This is a genomic window from Roseovarius ramblicola (assembly GCF_042430665.1).
Taxonomy (GTDB): Bacteria; Pseudomonadota; Alphaproteobacteria; order Rhodobacterales; family Rhodobacteraceae; genus Roseovarius; species Roseovarius ramblicola.
The window spans coordinates 271812-291754 of record NZ_JBHMEC010000015.1 but is presented as its reverse complement, the minus strand read 5'-3'; the positions used below and the strand labels follow the sequence as shown (position 1 = coordinate 291754).

Annotated in this window: 6 protein-coding genes; 1 reads left to right on the top strand and 5 read right to left on the bottom strand. The window is 66.2% G+C overall.

Annotated elements, in window-relative coordinates:
• The first annotated feature begins 173 nt into the window (after positions 1-173).
• On the top strand, positions 174-7811 hold the full coding sequence (locus ACFFU4_RS09975; protein ID WP_377069618.1) for a beta strand repeat-containing protein: 7638 nt from the start codon (positions 174-176) through the stop codon (positions 7809-7811).
• A gap of 52 nt (positions 7812-7863) precedes the next feature.
• On the opposite strand, the gene ACFFU4_RS09970 is transcribed toward ACFFU4_RS09975, so the two are convergent.
• The 5 genes from ACFFU4_RS09970 to ACFFU4_RS09950 form a co-directional block, all read right to left on the bottom strand.
• Positions 7864-9174 carry an HlyD family type I secretion periplasmic adaptor subunit gene (locus ACFFU4_RS09970; RefSeq protein ID WP_377069617.1) on the bottom strand — a complete coding sequence of 437 codons (1311 nt, stop codon included), beginning with the start codon at positions 9172-9174 and terminating at the stop codon, positions 7864-7866.
• Positions 9164-11341, bottom strand: coding sequence for a type I secretion system permease/ATPase (locus ACFFU4_RS09965; RefSeq protein ID WP_377069616.1), 2178 nt, complete (start codon positions 11339-11341; stop codon positions 9164-9166). Before ACFFU4_RS09965 ends, ACFFU4_RS09970 begins: the two co-directional genes overlap by 11 nt.
• Entirely contained in the window at positions 11338-12657 is a 1320-nt protein-coding gene (locus ACFFU4_RS09960; RefSeq protein ID WP_377069614.1) for a TolC family protein, read from the bottom strand. The genes ACFFU4_RS09965 and ACFFU4_RS09960 overlap by 4 nt, the downstream gene beginning before the upstream one ends.
• On the bottom strand, positions 12654-13481 hold the full coding sequence (locus ACFFU4_RS09955) for a SapC family protein (protein ID WP_377069612.1): 828 nt from the start codon (positions 13479-13481) through the stop codon (positions 12654-12656). The genes ACFFU4_RS09960 and ACFFU4_RS09955 overlap by 4 nt, the downstream gene beginning before the upstream one ends.
• Before the next feature lie 115 nt (positions 13482-13596).
• Positions 13597-19881 (bottom strand): Ig-like domain-containing protein, encoded by a 6285-nt coding sequence (locus tag ACFFU4_RS09950; RefSeq protein WP_377069610.1) that lies wholly within the window; start codon positions 19879-19881, stop codon positions 13597-13599.
• Between the last annotated feature and the right edge of the window lie 62 nt (positions 19882-19943).

Sequence of the window (19943 nt, the reverse complement as noted above, 5' to 3'; positions counted from 1 at the left end):
AAGCCAGGCCAGCCCGTTCAAATCCGGCCTCTTGCCTTAAACACGCAATTGTGTAGTCATCTTTGCAAGTGATTGTCGGCTATGCCGTGTTTCCGGTTTTGGGGGCGACGTCACATTGGATGTGATGCGCTTCGGCCGGTCTTGTCGTCGCGCGAGTTTGAGAGGATTTGTTCATGACGACAGTAACGCTGACCGGCTTTCTCATCGCCAATGACAGCAACGACGACCCGATTTCGGTCTCCCCTGCCACGTTTGCCGCGGACGTGCCAGACCCATCGGCCGTGATCAACTATTCGCTGCTTCCGACTCCTCCCGGTGAACTGCTCCCGCTCGTGGACATCGGCGGGACACCGATGGCAAGCGCCTCGGTGAACGGCACCGACGTGCTGAACGACGATTCGCTCGAAACCTCCATCGGATTCATCGAAACACCCGCGGGCATCCACATCATTCTGGCCATCTTCGATCCCGACACGAATACGGATGCGATCTTCCAGATCGGGGGCGATCCATTGACCGAGCCCACGACCGTGGCCGAATTCAACTCGCTCGAAGCTTCGATCATCAACGCCGGAACGGCATCCGGTGACTTCGGCCCGGGGGAGGACATTCTGCTTGGCCTCGAAGGCTCGTTCAGCGGAGATCCTTTCAACCTCGTGGAGGGCAGCGACGGCAACGACACTCTCGTCGGGACGGACGCGGATGACCTCGTGGTCACCGGCGATACCGACGCCAACGGCGATTTCTACGTGGCGTCCACCGGCAATGACACGATCGACATGAGCGACATGAACCAGTCCACCGCGTGGTTCGTGATGGATTACGGCGTGCTCGGCGGGCCGATCAATGTGCAGATCGACGGCGCGGCCAATACCGGCAGCGTCGATGCAGGTGCCGATGGCACGGATACGCTGCTCGATGTCGAAAACCCGCTCAACGCGGGCTGGATCGCCGGCGGGCTGTCGATTCAGGGTACCGCCGCCGCCGACACGTTCGACGTGTCGCCCGAGGGCCAGCAATGGATGAGCATCCGGCCCGGCGACGGGCTGGACACGATCAATGTCGATGGCACTGGCCTGGTGCGGCTCCAGATGGATGATGGCAACGGGATCGACGTCAATCTCGCCACGCGCACGATCAACGACGACGGGTTCGGCAATGCCGAGATCATCGGCGGCACCGCGCCGGTCTGGGAGGTGATGGGCTCGGCGGGGGATGACACTTTCACGGGCTCCGGCAACGGCGAATCCTTCCGTCCCACGGGGGGCGACGACACGCTCGACGGCGGGTTGGGTTTCGACCGGCTGCGCTACGATTCGTTCCAGATCGCGTCGGTCACCATCGACGCGAGCGCGGGCACGGCGACGGGCACGCTCACCGCAGGCGGTACCTTCACCGACAGCATCTCCGGCTTCGAGCGGCTGCGCGGCTCGGGCGGCAACGATCAGATCACCGGTGAGGCGGGGGTGGACAACCGCTACGAGGGCCGTGGCGGCACCGACACCTTCGTGCATCTGGGCGGCAATGACCGGATCGACGATTTCGACCCGACAACCGAGACACTGATCGTGCGCGTGGCGGGGCTGGACCAGGCGGCGGTCGACACGGCGATGTCTACTGGGGTGGCGCAGGGCGGTGACACGCTCGTCACCTTCGGCGGCGGGACGGTACTCTTCAAGGGTCTTGCGCCGGTTGATCTGGCCGGGGCCAACGTGCAGGCCGTCGATCTCGACGCGGCAAGCCTCGTGGAGGGCACGGACGATGACAACGTGCTGAACGGCACGCCGGGGGATGATGTTATCCTTACCGGCAATGCCACCTCCGTGCTGGGCGATGTCGTCAACGGCTCGACCGGCGATGATACCATCGACATGTCCGGCAACGATGGCGTCAACGGCTTTGTCACCATCGACTACAGCGCAGTGACCGGTCCGGCGACGATCACGGTGGACGGCGCGTCGAACATCGCGACCGTGGACAAGGGCGTGAATGGCACCGACACGCTCGTTGGCGTGGCGCAGCCGCTTTCGGCGGGCTGGGTGAATGGCGGGCTGGCAATCTTCGGCACCGCGCAGGGCGATACCTTCAACCTTGCCCCAGAGGGCAATCAGTGGATGAGCGTTCGCGGCGGCGACGGCATCGACAGCTACAACATCAATGGCAGCGGCCTCGTGCGGATGGATTTCCGCGACGCGACGCAGGGCATTGACGTCAACCTTGCCACCGGCGCGATTGCCGATGACGGGTTCGGCAATGAAGAGACGATCACCGGCACGACCCCGGTGCATGAGATACGCGGATCGGGCTTCGACGATACGGTCACGTTCTCGGATGCGGGCGCTTCGTATCGCTACGAAAGCGGCAGCAACACGCTCATCGGCGGCGCGGGCAGTGACAGGGTGCGATACGACGTGGGGCAGGTGCAGCGTGTGGAGGCCGATCTGTCGGCGGGTCAGGTCCGTGTCGTCACCGACAGCGGCACATTTACCGACACGGTCAACAGCATCGACAGCCTGCGCGGCTCCGATGGCGGTGACCTGATGATCGCCGATGGCAGCGGCGTGAGGCTGGAAGGGCGCGGTGGTGATGACACGCTTGTCGGCGGACTGGGTAACGATAACGTGGTTCTAGGCAGCGGATCGAATACTTATGTCTATCGTGGCGGTTTTGACCAAGTTAGCGATTTTGATCCCTTGACCGACACGCTTTTCATCGATCTGCCGGGCCTCACCCAGCAGGATGTCGACGATGCCTTCGCCGCGCCGATTCCGTTCACCGATCCTTTCGGCGACTTCTTTTTCCTTGTCGATTTCGGTAGTCAAAGCGGCAATCTGGCCCTGCGTGGGCTGTCCGAGGCGCAAATTCAGGCGATCCCCGCGCAGCTTGGCGATGCGGGCGTGTCGCAGATTGGCAATACCATCGGCACGGATGGTGATGATGACCTTGTCGGCACGGGGGCTGATGACAGCATCACCACCGGGGACAATCCGGGCGGTGATTTCGTTCTGGGCACGGCGGGTGACGACACAATCGACTTCACCGGGATCACGTCTGATCCGGGCGGGTTCGTCACGGTCGATTACAGCGGCATCGGCACGACCATCGATGTGCAGGTCGATGGTGGCGCGAATACCGGCAGCGTGGCCAAGGACGGGCTTGGCACCGACACGTTCACCAATGTCGAACTCCCGTTGCTTGCTGGATGGACGACGGGGGGGCTGTCGCTCCTGGGCACCTCCGGCGCGGATACGTTCGATGTGGCGATCGAGGGTCAGCAATGGATGAGCTTTCGCCCCGGTGACGGCACGGACACGATCACCGTGGGCGGCGACCCGTCATTGATCCGGCTGGATATGTCGGACGGTAACGGGATCAATGTGGACCTGAGCCTTGCCAGCAATCAGATCATCGATGACGGGTTCGGCAATACCGAGACCATCGGTGGCACAGCCCCGGTGTGGGAGGTGTTCGGCTCTGGCGGGAACGACGATTTTACCGGATCGGCCAACGCCGAATCCTTCCGGCCCACGGGCGGCGACGACACGCTCGACGGCGGGGCGGGCTTTGACCGACTGCGCTACGATTCGTTCCAGATCGCATCGGTCAATATCGACGTGAGCGAGGGCACGGCGACGGGCACGCTCACCGCAGGCGGCACCTTCACCGACAGCATCTCCGGCTTCGAGCGGCTGCGCGGCTCGGACGGCAGCGACCAGATCACCGGGGAAGCGGGGGTGGACAACCGCTACGAGGGCGAAGGCGGTACGGATACCTTCACCCATCTGGGCGGCAATGACACGATCTCGGATTTCGACCCGAACAGCGAGACGCTGATCGTGCGTGTGGCTGGGTTGGATCAGACGGCGGTGGATGCGGCTGTTTCGGGGGCCGTGGCGCAAGGCGGAGACACGCTCGTCACGTTCGGCACCGGCACGGTGCTGTTCAGCGGCCTCGCGCCGGGTGATCTGGCCGGGGCCGATGTGCAATTCGTCGAGCCGGGGGGCGCCAACCTCGTGCAGGGCACGGATAACGATGATTTCCTCGAGGGCACGGTCGGGAATGACCTGATCACGACCGGGGATGCCACGCCGGACGGGGATGTGGTAGTCGCCTCTGCGGGTGATGACACCATCGACATGACCGGCATGAACCCGAACACTTCCTTCATGGGGCTGCGCTACAGCGATCTCGGCTCCGGGATCGATGTGACGATCGACGGGGCGGCCAATACCGGCACGGTGGACAAGGGGGCGCTTGGCATCGACACGTTGCTTGGCGTGGAGAATCCGATGTTCGCGGGCTGGACCGTGGGTGGCCTCGGTCTCGACGGCACCGATTTTGACGACACGTTCAACGTCACACTGGATGATCTGCAATGGACGAGCATTCGCGGCGGTGCGGGGCAGGACACCTACACCATCAACACGTCTGTCGGTCAGCGCGTCGATCCGAATGATGACGTCGGCGCCTTGCGGCTCGACATGCGTTTTGGCAACGGGATCGACGTGAACCTCGCCACAGGGGCGATTGCCGATGACGGCTATGGCAACATAGAGCAGATCAACGGCAACGCGCCGATCTGGGAGGTCTGGGGCTCTGGCGGGGATGATAGCTTCGTCGGCTCGGACAATGCCGAATCCTACCGCTATACCGGCGGCAACAACGACCTCGACGGCGGATTGGGCTTCGACCGGCTGCGCTACGATTCCTCTGGTGTGGCTTCGGTCGTGATCGACGCGGCGGGTGGTGTGGTGAACGGCACCTTCGACGGTGGCGGCACCTTCACCGACAGCATCTCCGGCTTCGAGCGGCTGCGCGGCTCGGGCGGCAACGACCAGATCACCGGTGAGGCGGGAGTGGACAACCGCTACGAGGGCCGTGGCGGCACCGATACCTTCGTGCATCTGGGCGGCAATGACACGATCTCGGATTTCGACCCGAACAGCGAGACGCTGATCGTGCGCGTGGCTGGGCTGGATCAGACGGCGGTGGATGCGGCTGTTTCGGGGGCCGTGGCGCAAGGCGGAGACACGCTCGTCACGTTCGGCACCGGCACGGTGCTGTTCAGCGGCCTCGCGCCGGGTGATCTGGCCGGGGCCGATGTGCAATTCGTCGAGCCGGGGACCGCCAACCTCGTGCAGGGCACCGATAACGATGACACGCTCGAAGGCACGGCGGTGGATGATCTGATCACGACCGGGGACAATCCCGGCTTTGATCTCGTGCTGGGCTCCGCCGGGAATGACACCATCGACTTCACCGGGATCACCTCTGAACCGGGCGGGTTTGTTGAAATCGACTACTCGGCGCTTGGCGGGCCGATCTCGGTGGCCATCGACGGTGGCGGCAATACCGGAACCATTATCAAGGATGGCCTCGGCACGGACACTCTGAGCGATGTACAGGCGCCTCTCCTTGCTGGCTGGACGTCGGGTGGTCTGTCGATTGTCGGGACCGCGGCAGGCGACACGTTCGATGTCTCGCCCGAGGGCGAACAATGGATGAGCATCCGGCCCGGAGACGGGCAGGATACGATCATCGTGAACAGCAACGGAACCGAACGTACCGACCCGTTCGACCCCATCGGCGCGGTGCGGCTCGACATGAGCGACGGCAACGGGATCGACGTGAACCTTGCCACAGGCGAGATTGCCAATGACGGGTTCGGCAATGCCGAGACCATCGGCGGCACCGCCCCGGTCTGGGAGGTGCGCGGCTCAGGTGGCGATGACACTTTCTTGGGCTCGGGCAATGCCGAATCCTACCGCTACACCGGTGGCAACAACGACCTCACTGGCGGGCTGGGCTTTGACCGGTTGCGGTATGATTCGTTCATCGAGTCGGTCGACATCAATGCCGAAACCGGTGTGGTGACGGGTACATTCTTCGGCGGTGGCTCCTTTACCGACACGATCTCCGGTTTCGAGCACTTCCGCGGCACGCAGGGGAACGACTCCTTCATCGGCACCGGCGAGAGCGAACTGTTCGAAGGTGGTCAGGGTAGCGACACCATAACCGCCGGGGGCGGTGACGACACGCTGGCCGGAGGCGAAGGGGATTCCACGCTCAACGGCGGGACCGGCAGCGACGTGTTCTTCGTCGGCAACGGGCGCACGGTGATCGAGGATTTCAACGCCGCCGAGGATGCACTTGATTTCTCGTTCACGGAGCTTGGGCTGGTCGGGCGCAACACGGCGCTGGAGAACGCGTTCGATAACGGGGGCGAGACCACGGTCGATCTGGGCAATGGCGGCAACCTGATCTTTGACAGCCTGACCGTGGGCGAGGTGCAGGCGCTGGCCGATCCCGATGCCGGCACGCCACCGCCGCCGCCGCCCACGCCGATTGCGTGGACGGTGGGCGATCCGCACCTGCTGACACTCGATGGGGTGGGCTACGATTTCCACGCCATCGGCGAGTTCGTTCTGTTGCGCGGCACCTCGGGTGGCAGCTTCAGCGAGTTCGAGATCCAGTCGCGGATGGGGCCGGTTCTCGACGATGCGGATCAGCCCCTGCCGAACGTCTCGGCCAATATCGCGATTGCCGCGCGGCTGGGGAACGGGTCCGAGGTGATGATCGACTCGGCCGATGCCAGTCCGCTTTCGATCGACGGGGGCGCGACAACGATCGCAGATGGCGATGCCATCGATGTCGGCAGCGACCTGATTGTCCGTGAGGGCAACATGTACTCCGTCATCTTCGCCGGAGCGGACGGCACCGTGGGCGCGGGCGATGCGCGGCTCAACGTGATCGTGCGCGAGGGGTATGTCGATCTCAGCGTGCAGATCAGCGCCGACATGGCCGGGCAGGTCGAGGGGCTGTTGGGTGACGGCGATGGCAATCCCGACAACGATATCGCCCTGGCCGATGGCACCGTGCTGGAGCGGCCGCTGGCGTTCGAGGACCTGTACGGCAACGATACGGGCACCAATCCGAACCTGCGCGATGACTGGCGGGTGACGACCGGGGAGCAGAGCCTGTTCATCTATGATGCGGGCGAGACGCTTGACGGCTTGTATGACCCCGATGCGCCCGGTGGCGGCCCGACGGACGGGTTTACCGACGAGCAGGTGAGCACGGCACAGCAGGCGGTGACGGATGCCGGGCTCATCCCCGGCACGCTCGCGTTCGAGAACGCGGTGCAGGATTTCCTTGTGGCCGGCGACGCCAGGTTCATCGAGTCCTCTTCGGGTGAGGCCGCGCCGACCCCCGAGAATGCCGGGTCGGCGGGCGCGCTGGCAGATGGCGAGCAGCGGATCACGATCGATGTCAGCCTCGTGGACCGGGGGGATGCGGCGCTCGACGACGCGGTGGTCAATTTCTCGGCCGCGGGCGGGGCCCCGATCCTCGGCAAGGCCGACGCGGGCGCGGGCCAATACGACATCTCGCTCGGGTCCAACTCGCCCGGGGGCAAGGTGGACGCGGTGCGCGGATATGACGATGCCATGGACCCCGGTATCGGCGTGAGCGACGCGCTCAACGCGCTGCGGCTCGCGGTCGGGCTCGACCCGAGTTTCGGCCCGGCCAGCGCGATGGATTTCATCGCGGCGGATGTCGATCAGAACGGCCAGGTCGGTGTCAGTGACGCGCTCGACATCCTGCGGTTCGCCGTCGGGCTGGAGACCGGGAACGCGCCTCGCTGGGTGTTCATGGACGAGGGGCAGGACCTCTCGGGTGTCACGGCTGACAATGTCGTTTTCGATACCGGTGCGGAGACCGGAGATCCGGGTCAGCTCGGCGGACCGGTGGAGCTGACCGGCGTCTTGCTGGGCAGCGTGGCCGAGGTGCTGGGAAGCCCCGCAGAGGCGTGATCGAGAAGGCGCGTGCCCGTTCCGGCAGGGGCGGGCCCGCGCGGCCCCCGGCTCAGTCGCGCAGGGCGCGCTCCTTGACCCGCACGACCGGGCGCATCAGGTAATCCAGCACGGTCTTGCGCCCGGCAATGAAATCCGCCTGCGCGACCATGCCGGGCATGATCTCCACCGCGACGCCATCGGCGTCCAGGATGGTGTCGGTGGTGCGGACCTCGACGACAAAGACCTCTTCCTCGCTGCGCTCGGAGCGGGTGATGGTGTTGGCGCCGATGCGCAGGATCTCGCCCGAAAGGTTGCCATAGCGCGAGGAATCGTAGGCGGTAATCGTCACCTTGACCGGCTGGCCGGGATAAAGAAAGGCGATATCGTCGGGCCGGACATAGGCCTCGACCAGAAGCGTGTCATCGAGCGGCACGATCTCGATCAGTTCCTCGCCCGAGCGGGCCATGCTGCCCAGCGTGGCGCGGTGCACGCGGTTGACGATCCCGCGCACGGGGGCGGTAATGCGCGACCGGGCGGCACGGCTCTGGAGCGCGGGAAGGGCCGGCTTGAGCGCCGCAAGCTCGGCCGTGGCGGTCGCCAGATCGGTCAGCGTGGCGCTGCGAAAGCGGCTGCGCTGGGCGGCGATCCGGTCGTCGATCTCGTCGAGCGCGCTCTGCAGCCGCTCGAGCGAGGCTTCGGCGCGCACCTCGCGTCCGCGCCACTCGGCCTCGGAGCGGCGCAGCGACAGGAGCGTGGTGGCCGGCTCCATCCCGCGCTCGACCAGCGGGGCCATCATGTCGCGTTCCTCGGTCAGGACGGCGAGGGTTTCCCGGGCGGTCTGGCGGTCCACCAGCCCTTCCTCGTACTCCTGCCGGCGTTGCAGGCGCTGGCGTTCGAGAATGTCGATCTCGGCCTGCAATTCGACCTGCCTGCCTCGGTAGAGGGCGGTTTCGGATTTCACGACATCCGCCGCCCGCGCCACCAGGTTGGGGGTGAAGCGCAGGGGATCTCCGTCGATCTCGGATTGCAGCCGTTCGATCCGGGCCATCAGGCCATAGGCGCGCTGCTGTTCCTGATCCAACTGGCTGTCGAGTATGGTGCCATCAAGCTCCATCAGGAGCGCGCCCTTCTCGACCACCTCGCCTTCGCTGACATGCAGGGCCTCGAGCACCCCCGGCTCGGAGGCCTCGATCACCTGGATCGAGGCCGAGGGCACGATGCGCCCGTCGGCGCGGGTCACGTCGTCGATTTCCGTGTTGGCGGCCCAGATGACGGCGGTCGCGAGAAAGGCGAGGATGGTCAGGAGCAGAAGCGAGCCGCGCAGCGGCGACCGCCCGCGCATCTCTCGCGCCAGCCGTTCCAGATCGCGATCACGCGCCATCCTTGCCGCCCGTGGCCTGCCGCCCGCCGCGGGCCAGCAACGACTTGTCGCCATCCGCGGCCACACGGCCATCCTCGATCACGATGACGCGGTCCACCAGGTCCAGAAGGCTTGTCCGATGGGTCACCACAACCACGGTGCGCTCGCGTGCCTCGTCCTTGAGCCGCGCGATGACATCGCGCTCGTTTTGCACATCCATGGCGCTGGTGGGCTCGTCGAGCAGCAGGACCGGCGGCCGCCCGACCAGCGCGCGCGCGAGCGTGATCGCCTGTTTCTGCCCGCCCGACAGCCCCTCGCCGCGTTCGGCCAGCATCAGATCGTAGCCGGACGGATGCCGGGCGATGAAATCCTCGACCCCGGCGACGCGCGCGGCGTCTATGATATCGGCGTCGCGGGGACGGCGCGCGCCGATGGCGATATTCTCGCGCACGGTCCCGGTAAAGAGCCACACGTCCTGCAGCACCGACCCGACATTTCGGCGAAGATCGCCGGGGTCGATCTGCCGGATGTCCGTGTCGTCGATCAGGACCGCGCCGCGGTCTGGTTCGTAAAGCCCGAGAAGCAGCCGCGCGATCGTGCTCTTGCCCGAGCCGATCCGGCCGAGGATCGCGACCTTCTCACCGGGTTCAACGGTGAAGCTGACGCCATCGAGCGTTGCGACCATCTGGTCGGGATAGGTAAAATGCACATTGTCGAAGCGTATGCGACCGTTCAGTTTCGGGCGGCTGATCCAGTGGCGACCCTCGGGGCGCTCGCTGTCGGCGCGCATCAGGGCATCGAGATTGCGGTAGGAACTGCGCGCCTGGTTGAGCCGGGTGAGCGTCTGAGCAAGCTGTGCCAGCGGTGCCAGGGCCCGCCCCGTCAGGATCACGCTGGCGATGAGCGCGCCCATGCTGACCTCTCCGGCGGTGATCAGGAACACGCCGTAGAAGACGATCATGACCTGCGCGGTCTGTTGGGTGAACGCGGTCGCGTTCATGGCGAATTGCGTGATCGTGCGGCTGCGCGTGCCATGTTCGGATTGCCGGGCGATGGCGTCTTCCCAGCGGGCGCGCATGCGCCGGGCGGCCCCGGTGGCCTTGATCGTCTCCAGCCCCGAGACGGTTTCCACCAGCACGCCCTGCTTGGACTGTCCGTCGGCAAAGCTCTGTTCGGCCAGCCGGGCCAGCAGCGGCTGCACGGCGAGGCCGACCAAAAGCACCACCGGAACAGCGATCGCGGGCACGATCGCAAGCGGCCCGCCGATCAGGTAGATCACCCCGACGAAAAGCAGGATGAAGGGCAGATCTACCACCGCCACCAGCGTCGCCGAGGTAAAGAAATCGCGCAGCGTCTCGAATTCCCGCAGGGTGCTGGCAAGCGCCCCGGTCGAGCCCTTGCGCGCGCGCATCTGCATATCGAGCAGTTGATCGAAAATGCGTCGTCCCATGGCCATGTCGGCGCGTTGTCCGGCGCGGTCGATGAACCCGGCGCGCAGGCTCTTGATCACGAAATCGAACAGCAGGGCGATGCCGACGCCGATGGTGAGCGCGATGAGCGATTCCGTCGCCTCGTTGGGCAGCACGCGGTCATACACAACCATGATGAAGATCGACGTCGTGAGGCCCAGAAAATTGGCCAGAACCGCGGCCAGCAGCACCTGCGTATAGGACCAGCGGTTGGCGGCGAGCGCCGACCAGAACCAATGCCCCCGCCGCCCCTCGGTGGTCGCAAGGATATCCTCGCGATGCTCGCGCCGCAGCAGGATGGCGTGGCCCGCATAGGATTCGGCGATCTCGGCGCGGGGCACTTCGCCGATGCCTTCGCCGAGCAGCGGGTCGTATATCGCCAGCCGGTCCTCGTCTGCCAGACCATGCAGTACGACCGCGCGACCGCCCTCCATCAACAGGATCGCGGGGGTCAGCGCGGCATCGAAATCGCGCAGAGGCCGCGCCCCGAACGCGGCCTGCATCCCGGCGCGCTCGGCGGCGGTGATGGCCTCGCGCACCCCGAGGCTGCCCTCGGCTTCCGACGATTGCACGGCATGCAGCGCGGCCAGCGTCATCGGACGGTCGAGAAAGGCGGCGGCATGGAGCAGGCAGGCCTCCAGGGGCGACGTCTCGTCCGGTCGGCTGTGCGCCTCGCGGTCCAGGGTGACGACGCGCGGCCCGGTCTCCGGCGCCGTCATGGCGCGACCTCGGGCAAGGGGATCGCAAACACGTCGATGATGTCGCCGGTGAGGGCCAGCGCCGCGTAGTCGGTAAGGAACCGCTCTTCCTCGGCGAGGATGAGGGTTTCCTCCGCACGCACATAATCGCGCTGCGAATCCAGCAGATCGACCATGCTCCGGCGTCCGATGCTGAACTGCTCGCGGGCCGTGTCGACGCTTTGGGCGTTGGTGTCCGCGGCCTTGCGGGCGGCGATGACACGCGCATCGCCCGCCACCTGATCGGCCCGCACGAAGGCCAGCGCCTCGCGCACGTCGCGCAAGAGCATGTCCCGCTCGGCCCGCGTGGCGTCCAGGCGCGCCTCGGCCGCGTCGATGGCGGCGCGGAGCTCGCCCCGCGTGTCAAGGCTGTAATTCAGCGTCAGGTCGAGCCCGACATCGGCCCCCCCGCCCGAATCACGCCGTCCCGTCGCGCCCAGTTCCAGCGCCGGCAGGCGGCGGGCGCGGGCGGCGCTCAGATCCGCCTCGGCGGCGCGCAGGGCGGCGGTGACACTGCGCAGGCGCGGGCTCTGCTCCAGAACGTCGGTCTCGTCGGCGGGAAGCGGCGGCGCTGTCACGGGCCGGGGCAGATTGCCGGGCGGCTCCTGAAAGAGACGGCGAAAGGCCGCTTCGGCGCGGTCGAGACGCGCCTGCGCGTCGACGCGCCGGGTCTCGGCATCCGCCACCCGGCTGCGCGCGGTCAGGCTGTCGGCGGTCGAGCCCGCGCCGCTGCGCACGCGCTCGCGGATCTGGCGGTCAAACCCGCGCAGCACGCGCAGGTTTTCGTTGGCGAGGTCAAGCAGGCGGCGGCTGGTGATCAGCCTCTGATAGGTCTCGACCGTCTCCAGCGCCACGGAAGAGGCGACCTCGAGCTGCCGGGCGCGGGATTCGAGCACCCGCGCCTCCGCGCCGGTCTGATCGGCATGCGCCGCCCCGGCATCGTAGACCAGTTGCGACACCCGCAGGAAGGGTGAGGTATTGCTGTCCGAATCGCTGCCGACGAGGCGGCTCTCGGCGCTGATGCCGACGTTGAGATCGGGGCGGAACGCCCCGTCCACCGCCTTCTGATTGGCGCGCGCGGCGCGGATGTCGGCGGCGTTGCGCGCCAGATCGGGGTTGGTCACGACCGCGCGGGCGATCGCCAGACCGAACGGATCAGTGGCGAGGCCATCGGGCACGCGGTCCCCCTGTAGCCCGGCGGTCCCGGGCGCGAGGCTGCGCTGCACTTGCGTGAGGTCGGGCCGCTCGGTACACGCGACCAGCACGCCGAGGGCCATTATCGCGAGCGCCGCCCTCATCCCTGCTCTCCGTTGTCGCGGTCCCGCGCGTCGGCGACCGCCGACAGGAAATCCGACAGGCGCGAACCGGGTGCATCCGGGGCCGGGGCCGGGGCGGCCGGGGCGGTGGCCCCCGGAGCGGCACTGAGCGCCCGCGCCATCCATGACGCGTGATGCAGCGACAGCCGGTGCGCCTGCGCCAGACGCAGCGCGCCTTCATGCCACAACCCGGGCAGGGCGCTGTCGGGCAGGGCCTGCAATTTTTCCGGATCGACCGCGAACAGCCCCTGCGCGCTCATGTCGTCCATGCCCGGCAGCGGCCGCAGCGGGGCGAGCAGCCCGGCCTCGCCAAGCGCCGCGCAGGCGGTGCGGGTGTCGCGCTCCGACAGGGCGCGGGTGCGGAAGAAGGCGATCACCTGACCGAGCGGCTCTGACGGGGTGCCGTCCTCGGCAAAGAACGGCTCGTCATGCGGATCGTCGGTGACAAGCCCGCTGCCCTCATCGACCAGCAGGGCCATTTCGTCCCCCGCGCCGGTGGCGCTGGCGCTGAACGGATGCGCGCGCAACGCCGAGGGCACGTAGGTGCCGCGCCACGAGCCGTCCCCGGCGACGAAGGGCGTATCAGCGTCGCGCCGCAAGTGCAGGAGCGCCACCGGCATCATCCCCTGCGCATCCTCGGCGAAGACGACCGGAAAGCTTGCCGCCGCCGGGTCAAGCTCGGCCAGGACCACCGGCACGCAATGCAGCGACCGCGCAAAGGCATAAGAGGTGAACCGCCGCCAGCAACGCCCGCCGTGACGCTCGTGGCTGACTGGCACCTGCCCCGTTTGTGTCACCGCGTTCATGACTGCCGACTATCCCCCAGGTTTCTTATCAATCCGCAAATATCGGGCCTTGCGAACCGGAGGCAGGCCGATACTGCGCAGCACCGGCTTGCCTGTCCGATTATTGCCCCTTGCCCTAGGTCACTGCGATCGTCACCGGATCGGGCAGGATGACGTTGTCGGGGCTGAGTTGGTTCAGATCGCCGATGTCGCTGAAATTGGCGAGGATTTCGACCGAGGCGTCATCCGGTGCGGCGACCGTGACCCGCGCCAGCGCCGCATCTGTGCCATCGCCGGCGAGGAAGTAGACCTCGTCACCCGCAGCCTCGCCCGTGAGCCCCTCGAAGGCCGTCTCGAGCGCGGTCGCGTCGGTACCGCCAAGCGCGTTCGTGAAGATCACGAACCCGGTATCCGCGCCCAACGGGCCACCGTTGCCCAGGCTTTCCACATCCGTTCCCCCGCCCCGCAGATCGGCCTCGCCCAGGAAAGCCATCACATCCGACTGGAACGTGTTGCCCAAGGTAAAGCCGGTGACGGTATCGGTACCGTTGCTGGCCTGATCGAGTTCAAACACGACGACATCGGTGCCGGTGGCCGAGACGTCGATGCTGTCATCGCCGCCCTTGCCCTGGATCACCGAGTCGATGTTGGACGCAGTCAGCGTGTCGCCCCCGGAGGTGCCGATCTGGAGTTCGGTCGGGCCGCCCTGTTCGTCGTCGACGAAGCTGAGCGTGATCGGGCCAGCATCTTGGGATTCGATCTCGAAGCCGTAGAGTTCGGCAGGAAGTGTGAACGGAGTGGCGACCAAACCCCCGAAAATGACCTCACCGCTCGCGGCGTTGTTTTCATTTGGCAACGGGAGGAGGCCGGACAGAATTGCCGTGGTGCTCCCAAGCGCAAAACTTGCGTCCGCCGTGTCAAAAGTCAAAGTGGTGTCGATCCCAAGACCAGCGGACGCGTCCAAGTTCTCGTTACCATTGGCTACGATCGTCAGCGTACTCCCATTTTCTTCGGTGTTCACAAAGTTATAGCCAGTGGCCAGATACGCGTCGATATCCGCGCTCGCCTCGTCCGCCGCACGCCCTGCCGCGTTCTCGACATTCGCGGCGACGGTAAAGGTCTCGCCCGGCTCCAGCGCGTCGATGGCGGATTGCGGCACGTCGAATGTCCAGTCTCCGTTGGCATCGACCTGCACGTCGATATTGTCTGCGCCCGGGGAGGTGTCCAGCAGGGTCGCGCCGCTCGCCGCGGTGATCACCACGGTGACCTGCTGCCCCGGTTCCACCCCGACGGTGGTGCCGGTGATGCTGGCATCGGCGGTATCCGACAGGTCCACCGCCCCGTCCTCGCCGATCGGGTCGATGGTGAGGATCGGCGCGAAATCGGTCGAGATATCAAAGCTTGGGGGCGTCTCCGCGACGTTGCCCGCCGCATCCGTGATGGTGATGGCGACAGTATAATCGCTCAGGTCGCGCAGCCCGTCCACCTCCTGCTCGGTCAGCGGCAGGGTGAACAAGCCCGCATCCGGCGTGAGCGTGTCGAGCGCCACCGTCTTGTCGATATCCGCGGTACCGTCGCTATGGGTGAAGGTCAGGGTGACGTTCGCGCCGGATGTTTCCGACGTGGTAAAGTCGATGCCATCCGCCATCTCGCGCTCTTCGATATCGAGGGTGAAGGGCTGGGGCGGCGGATCGTCAAAGGCGATGGTGGGCGCGGTGACGTCGATGTCGAAGCCGCCGGTTGCCGGGGTCGCCGGGTTGCCCGCCGCGTCCGAGACATCGGCGGTGACGGTGGCCGATGCCCACCCGCTCAAACCATCCAGAGCGACGTCATCGAACAACACTGCGAAGGTGCCGCCGGTGACCGGGCCGGTTGCCGTGATCGGACCCGGGGCCACACCGCTCAGGGTGACGGTGACGGTTTCGCCCTCGGCACCGGTCACATTGCCCGTGATGGTGATCCCCGCGTCGCTTTCGGCGATGTTGAGGATATCGTCCGGCCCGACGCCGGTATCGGTGATCTCGATGGTGGGCGGGGTGAAGTCGGTGGTGAAGCTGGCCGGATCGGACGTGCCGGTATTGCCCGCCGTGTCGGTCGCCGATGCGATGATCTCGACGGTGGCATCCGTGCCGAGACCCGTCAGCGTGGCAAAGGGCACGGTGACCTCCCAGCCGCCGCTGTTGACGGTGACGCCGGTCAGTTCCGTGCCGTTGAGGGTGACGGTGACGTCGTCGGCACCATTGACGGTGCCGCTGATCACAAGGTCCTCGCCGCTCTCGGCGATGTTCATCACCGGGCCGAGGGCCTGACCATCCGACTCGAGGCTATCTATCGTCACCCCGGGCGGGGTTTCATCGAGTGTCATGGTCCGCGTCACCGGTGCGGACCGGTTGCCCGCCGCGTCTATGACCACCACGGCGAAATCCACGGGTCCCTCGCCATTGGCGACCGGGAAGAAGACCGGAACCGGTCCGCTTTCAAAACCGATTCGCCATGACCCGTCCGCCTGAACCGTGGCGCTGCCGACACCAAAATCGTCGATATCTCCGAAACCGCTGCCTGCGAAGGACAATTCGACAGTGTCGCCTGCCTGCGCGTTCGTTGTGCTGCCGATGAATTCGATGCCGTCGGTGCGCGCAGCGGCGTTCAGGAAGCCGTCATCGCCGGGATCGTCGGAGCCGGCGATGTTCTCGCGGATGATGTCGAAACTTATGCCGGGTGCCGTGAGATCGGCGGAGAGGGTTTCGCTTGCCTGCGGGGCCGCGATCCCGTCATCGTCCGAGACATCCGCCGTGATGCTCACGGACGCGCCGTCGGCTGGCAGATCGGCTTGCAGCAAGGTGACCTGCCACGCGCCGGTCGGGTCAGTCTGAACGGTCGGCAGCGGCGTTCCGTCAACGCTCACGGTGACGTCCTGCCCCTCTCCGACCCGCTCGGTCGACCCGGAGATGGTGACATCGCCACCGCTTTCCTCGGCGTTGATCACGTTGTCGCCGGTGATCGGGTCGATGGTGATCGAGGGGGCGTTGAAATCGGCGCCGATCATGCTTGTGGCGGGTGTGGTTGCCGGGTTGCCTGCGACGTCGGTGACGGTGGCAGTGACGGAAATGCCGTTCAGAGTTCCGTCGCCCGCATCGGCTTGCGTCTGAAGGGCCTCGATCACGCTTTGCGGGACATCCACACCCCAGAAATTCGGCAGCCCTGCGGGCAGGCCACTGCCGAGCACGGAGCCGGTGAAGGTCTGCCCGTTGAAGGTCAGCGTGACCTCCTGGCCGACCTCGGCATCGGTGGTGCCGCTGATCTCCAGGTCGCCCTGCACGTCGAGCAGACCGATCTCGTCGTCTCCCGAGATCGCATCGATCAGGATCTCGGGCGGGGTGACGTCGAGGGTCACGGTGCGCGTCACCGGGTCGGAGCGGTTGCCCGCCTCGTCGACGGCGACGACGATGAAGTCCTGCACGCGGTCGCCCGCCCCGGCGGGGAAATTCGAGTCGACCACATTGCCGGTGAAGCCCAGCGACCAGTTTCCATCGGAATCCACGTTTGCGATTGACGGGAATTGGTCACCAGCCCCGAAGAAGATTTCCACGGTGCCGTCCGTCGCGCCGGTTGCGTGCCCGGACAAATCGATACCGTTGGCGAGGGCGTCTTCGTTGAGGAAATTGTCGGTATCATCCCCCGGAGAGACGGATTCGGCGATGGTGTCGAAAAACACCTCGGGCGCGGTGAAATCCGCGGTGATCTGGGCCGTGGCCTGCGGGGCGGGCACGCCGTCGCCGTCGGTGACATCCGCCGTGATATCGACAGTCGCGCCATCCGTGAGGCCGGCGTCTGTCGCCTGTTGCGGGGTTAGCGAGGTTTGCCAGAAGCCGCCGGATATCCCGACGCTCAGTTCCAGCGATCCGACATTCAGCGTCACTTCCTGCGTGTCGGGCACGTTGTTGACGGTGCCGGAGAAGATGATGTTTTCGCCAGCCTCCGTGGCGTTGACGATGTTGTCGCCCGCGATGTCGTCGATGGTGATCGAGGGGCCGTTGAAATCGGCGTCGATGGTGGTTTCGGCAGGCGCCGTCGCCGCGTTGCCCGCGAGATCGGAGACGGTGACGGAGACAGGAATGTTGCTCAGTGTTCCGTCACCGGTGTCGGCCTGCGTCTGAATGGCCACAACGGCGCTTTGCGGGACGGTCACGGACCACGCATTCGGCTCGGCACCGCCGAGGCTGTTGCTGATGACGGAGCCGTTGAAGTCCTGCCCGTTGAAGGTCAGCGTGACCGGCTGGTTCACTTCGGCGGAGGTGGTGCCGGTGATCTCGAGATTGCCCTGCACGTCGAGCAGGCCGATCTGGTTGTCGCCGGAAATGTCGTTAAACGAGATGGTGGGTGCGGTGAGGTCGCGGTTGAAGCTTTGCTCGTCCTCGGGGGCCGCGTTGCCCGCCGCGTCCGATACGTTGGCGGTCACCTCAATGGTGCCGTCGCCGCTGAACTGAGCAAGCGTGGTGTCGGGAATGACGACCGACCAGTCGCCATTTCCGTCTACATCGGCGAGATAGAAATCACCGCCGCCGCCGGGAACGAGGATGCCGCCGTCGAAAAGCCGCACTTCGACCTGTTGGGTGTCTTCGACGCCGGTCGTGGTGCCGGAGATGGTGATGCCCGCGTCCTGCTCCGCGAGGTTGAGGGTATTGTCGTCGCCCACGCCCGTGTCGGTGATGGTGACGGCCGGCGCTTCGAGATCGGCGTCGAGTTCGAGCGGGGCGGCGGACTCCTCAAGGCCGGACTCGTCGTCGGTGACATCTGCCTCGATCGTGACCGGGCCGTTTTGCGGGAAGGTGCCGCCGTCGCCCTGATCGACGATGACTGACCAGTCGCCATTCGCGTCAACGGTGACGGGACCGGCAAGCGGCTCGCCATTCACCGTGACGGTGACGGTGCTGCCCGGGGCCACGCGGTCGGTGGTGCCGGAAATCTCGAAGCCGTCTGCGCGTTCTTCGATATTGAGGGTGTTGTCGCCGTCGGCGGTGGGGATCGGGTCGATGGCGATCGACGGACCGGTGAAATCGGCGGCGATGCTGGCGGGCGGGGTGGTGGCCTCGTTGCCCGCCTCGTCCGTGACGCTGGCCGAGACGTTGAGGGTGGTCGGCCCGTTGCCGAGGCCGTCGAGGAAAGCCTGGTCGTCAATTTCAACCGTGAAGGCTCCGCCCGCGACGGTCCCGGCGAAATCCTGGCCGTTGATCGTGACGGTGACGGGCTGGCCGTTCTCCACATCCTCCACAGTGCCGACAACCTCGAAGCCGCCCACGCGGTCGGCTGCGGTGATTTCGGTTCCGGCGTCGCCCACATCCTTTCCGGCGATGGTATCGAGGGTGATCCCGGCGCTGAGGTCGGTGGTGAAACTGTCCGTCGCCTCGTCCGCCGTGTTGCCCGCGGCATCCTCGACATTGGCGGTGATGTTGACGGTGGCATCGTCCCCGAGCCCTGCGAGGCTGCCAGCCGGAACGGTGACACTCCACTCGCCACCCGACGCTGTGGCGGTGAATTCCTCGGCCCCCACCGTGACGGTCACGGTTTGCCCGTCCTCGGCATCGGTGGCGCCGGAGATGGTGATGCCCGCGTCCTGCTCGGTGATGTTGAGCACACCATCGCCACCCACGCCGGTATCACCGATCGTGATTTCCGGTGCCACCGTGTCAACGACAAAGTCCTGCGTGGTGCTGTCGAGCTCTTCGCCACCCTCGTCGAGCGATCTGACGGTCACGGTCACGTTGCCTTGCGGGGGCGAATCGTCGCCAAGGTCGGGAGTGGTCCAGTTGCCGTCTTCGTCCGGTTCGACTTCGAAAAACGTTTCCCCGCCTTCTTCGTCGGTGATCGTGACCTCGATCGTGGTGGTGCCCTCGGGCGGCGTGATGCCCGTGTTCTCGCTGTTGAAACCGCCGCTGATTCCAAGGACCTGGGACTGAAAGCTTTCGCCGTTGAGCACCGGTGGCGGCGCCGAGCCACCGTCGCTGCCGCCACCGCCGCCGGCGGCTGCCGCGGCCACGGCTGCGCCGCCAAGCCCGGCGGCAATGGCCCCGCCGCCCAACCCGCCGCCCTCGGCCGCGGCCATGACGTCTGCCGCCACCTCGACGATGCGGTCGCTGACCAGAACGTCGCCCGCATCGGTGATTCGCACGTCGCTCGCCGGGACCGAAACGGTCATCCCGTTGGACATCTGCAATTGCACCGAGCCGTCGTCCATGACCTGCACATCGCTCACCCCGGCGATTCCGTCGGCCCTGACGAATTGCTGCGCGGCCTGCGCGGCGGCCACCATCGGCAGGCTCAGGACCGTGCCAAGCAGGCCCGTGGCCGCCATGGCCTTGCCGTTCAGGCGGCGTGCGATCCAGTCCCGCACATAGGCGCGCCGATCCGCGTCGGTTGCCACGCGGGAGGGTTCATTATGCTTGGAATTGGAAATCTCGTTCACGACAGCCTCACAAGTTTATG

Bases quoted from the DNA above. Each gene is read 5' to 3' on its own strand.
- ACFFU4_RS09955 (WP_377069612.1), bottom strand. From the start codon at position 13,481: ATGAACGCGGTGACACAAACGGGGCAGGTGCCAGTCAGCCACGAGCGT.
- ACFFU4_RS09960 (WP_377069614.1), bottom strand. From the start codon at position 12,657: ATGAGGGCGGCGCTCGCGATAATGGCCCTCGGCGTGCTGGTCGCGTGT.
- ACFFU4_RS09965 (WP_377069616.1), bottom strand. From the start codon at position 11,341: ATGACGGCGCCGGAGACCGGGCCGCGCGTCGTCACCCTGGACCGCGAG.
- ACFFU4_RS09970 (WP_377069617.1), bottom strand. From the start codon at position 9,174: ATGGCGCGTGATCGCGATCTGGAACGGCTGGCGCGAGAGATGCGCGGG.
- ACFFU4_RS09975 (WP_377069618.1), top strand. From the start codon at position 174: ATGACGACAGTAACGCTGACCGGCTTTCTCATCGCCAATGACAGCAAC.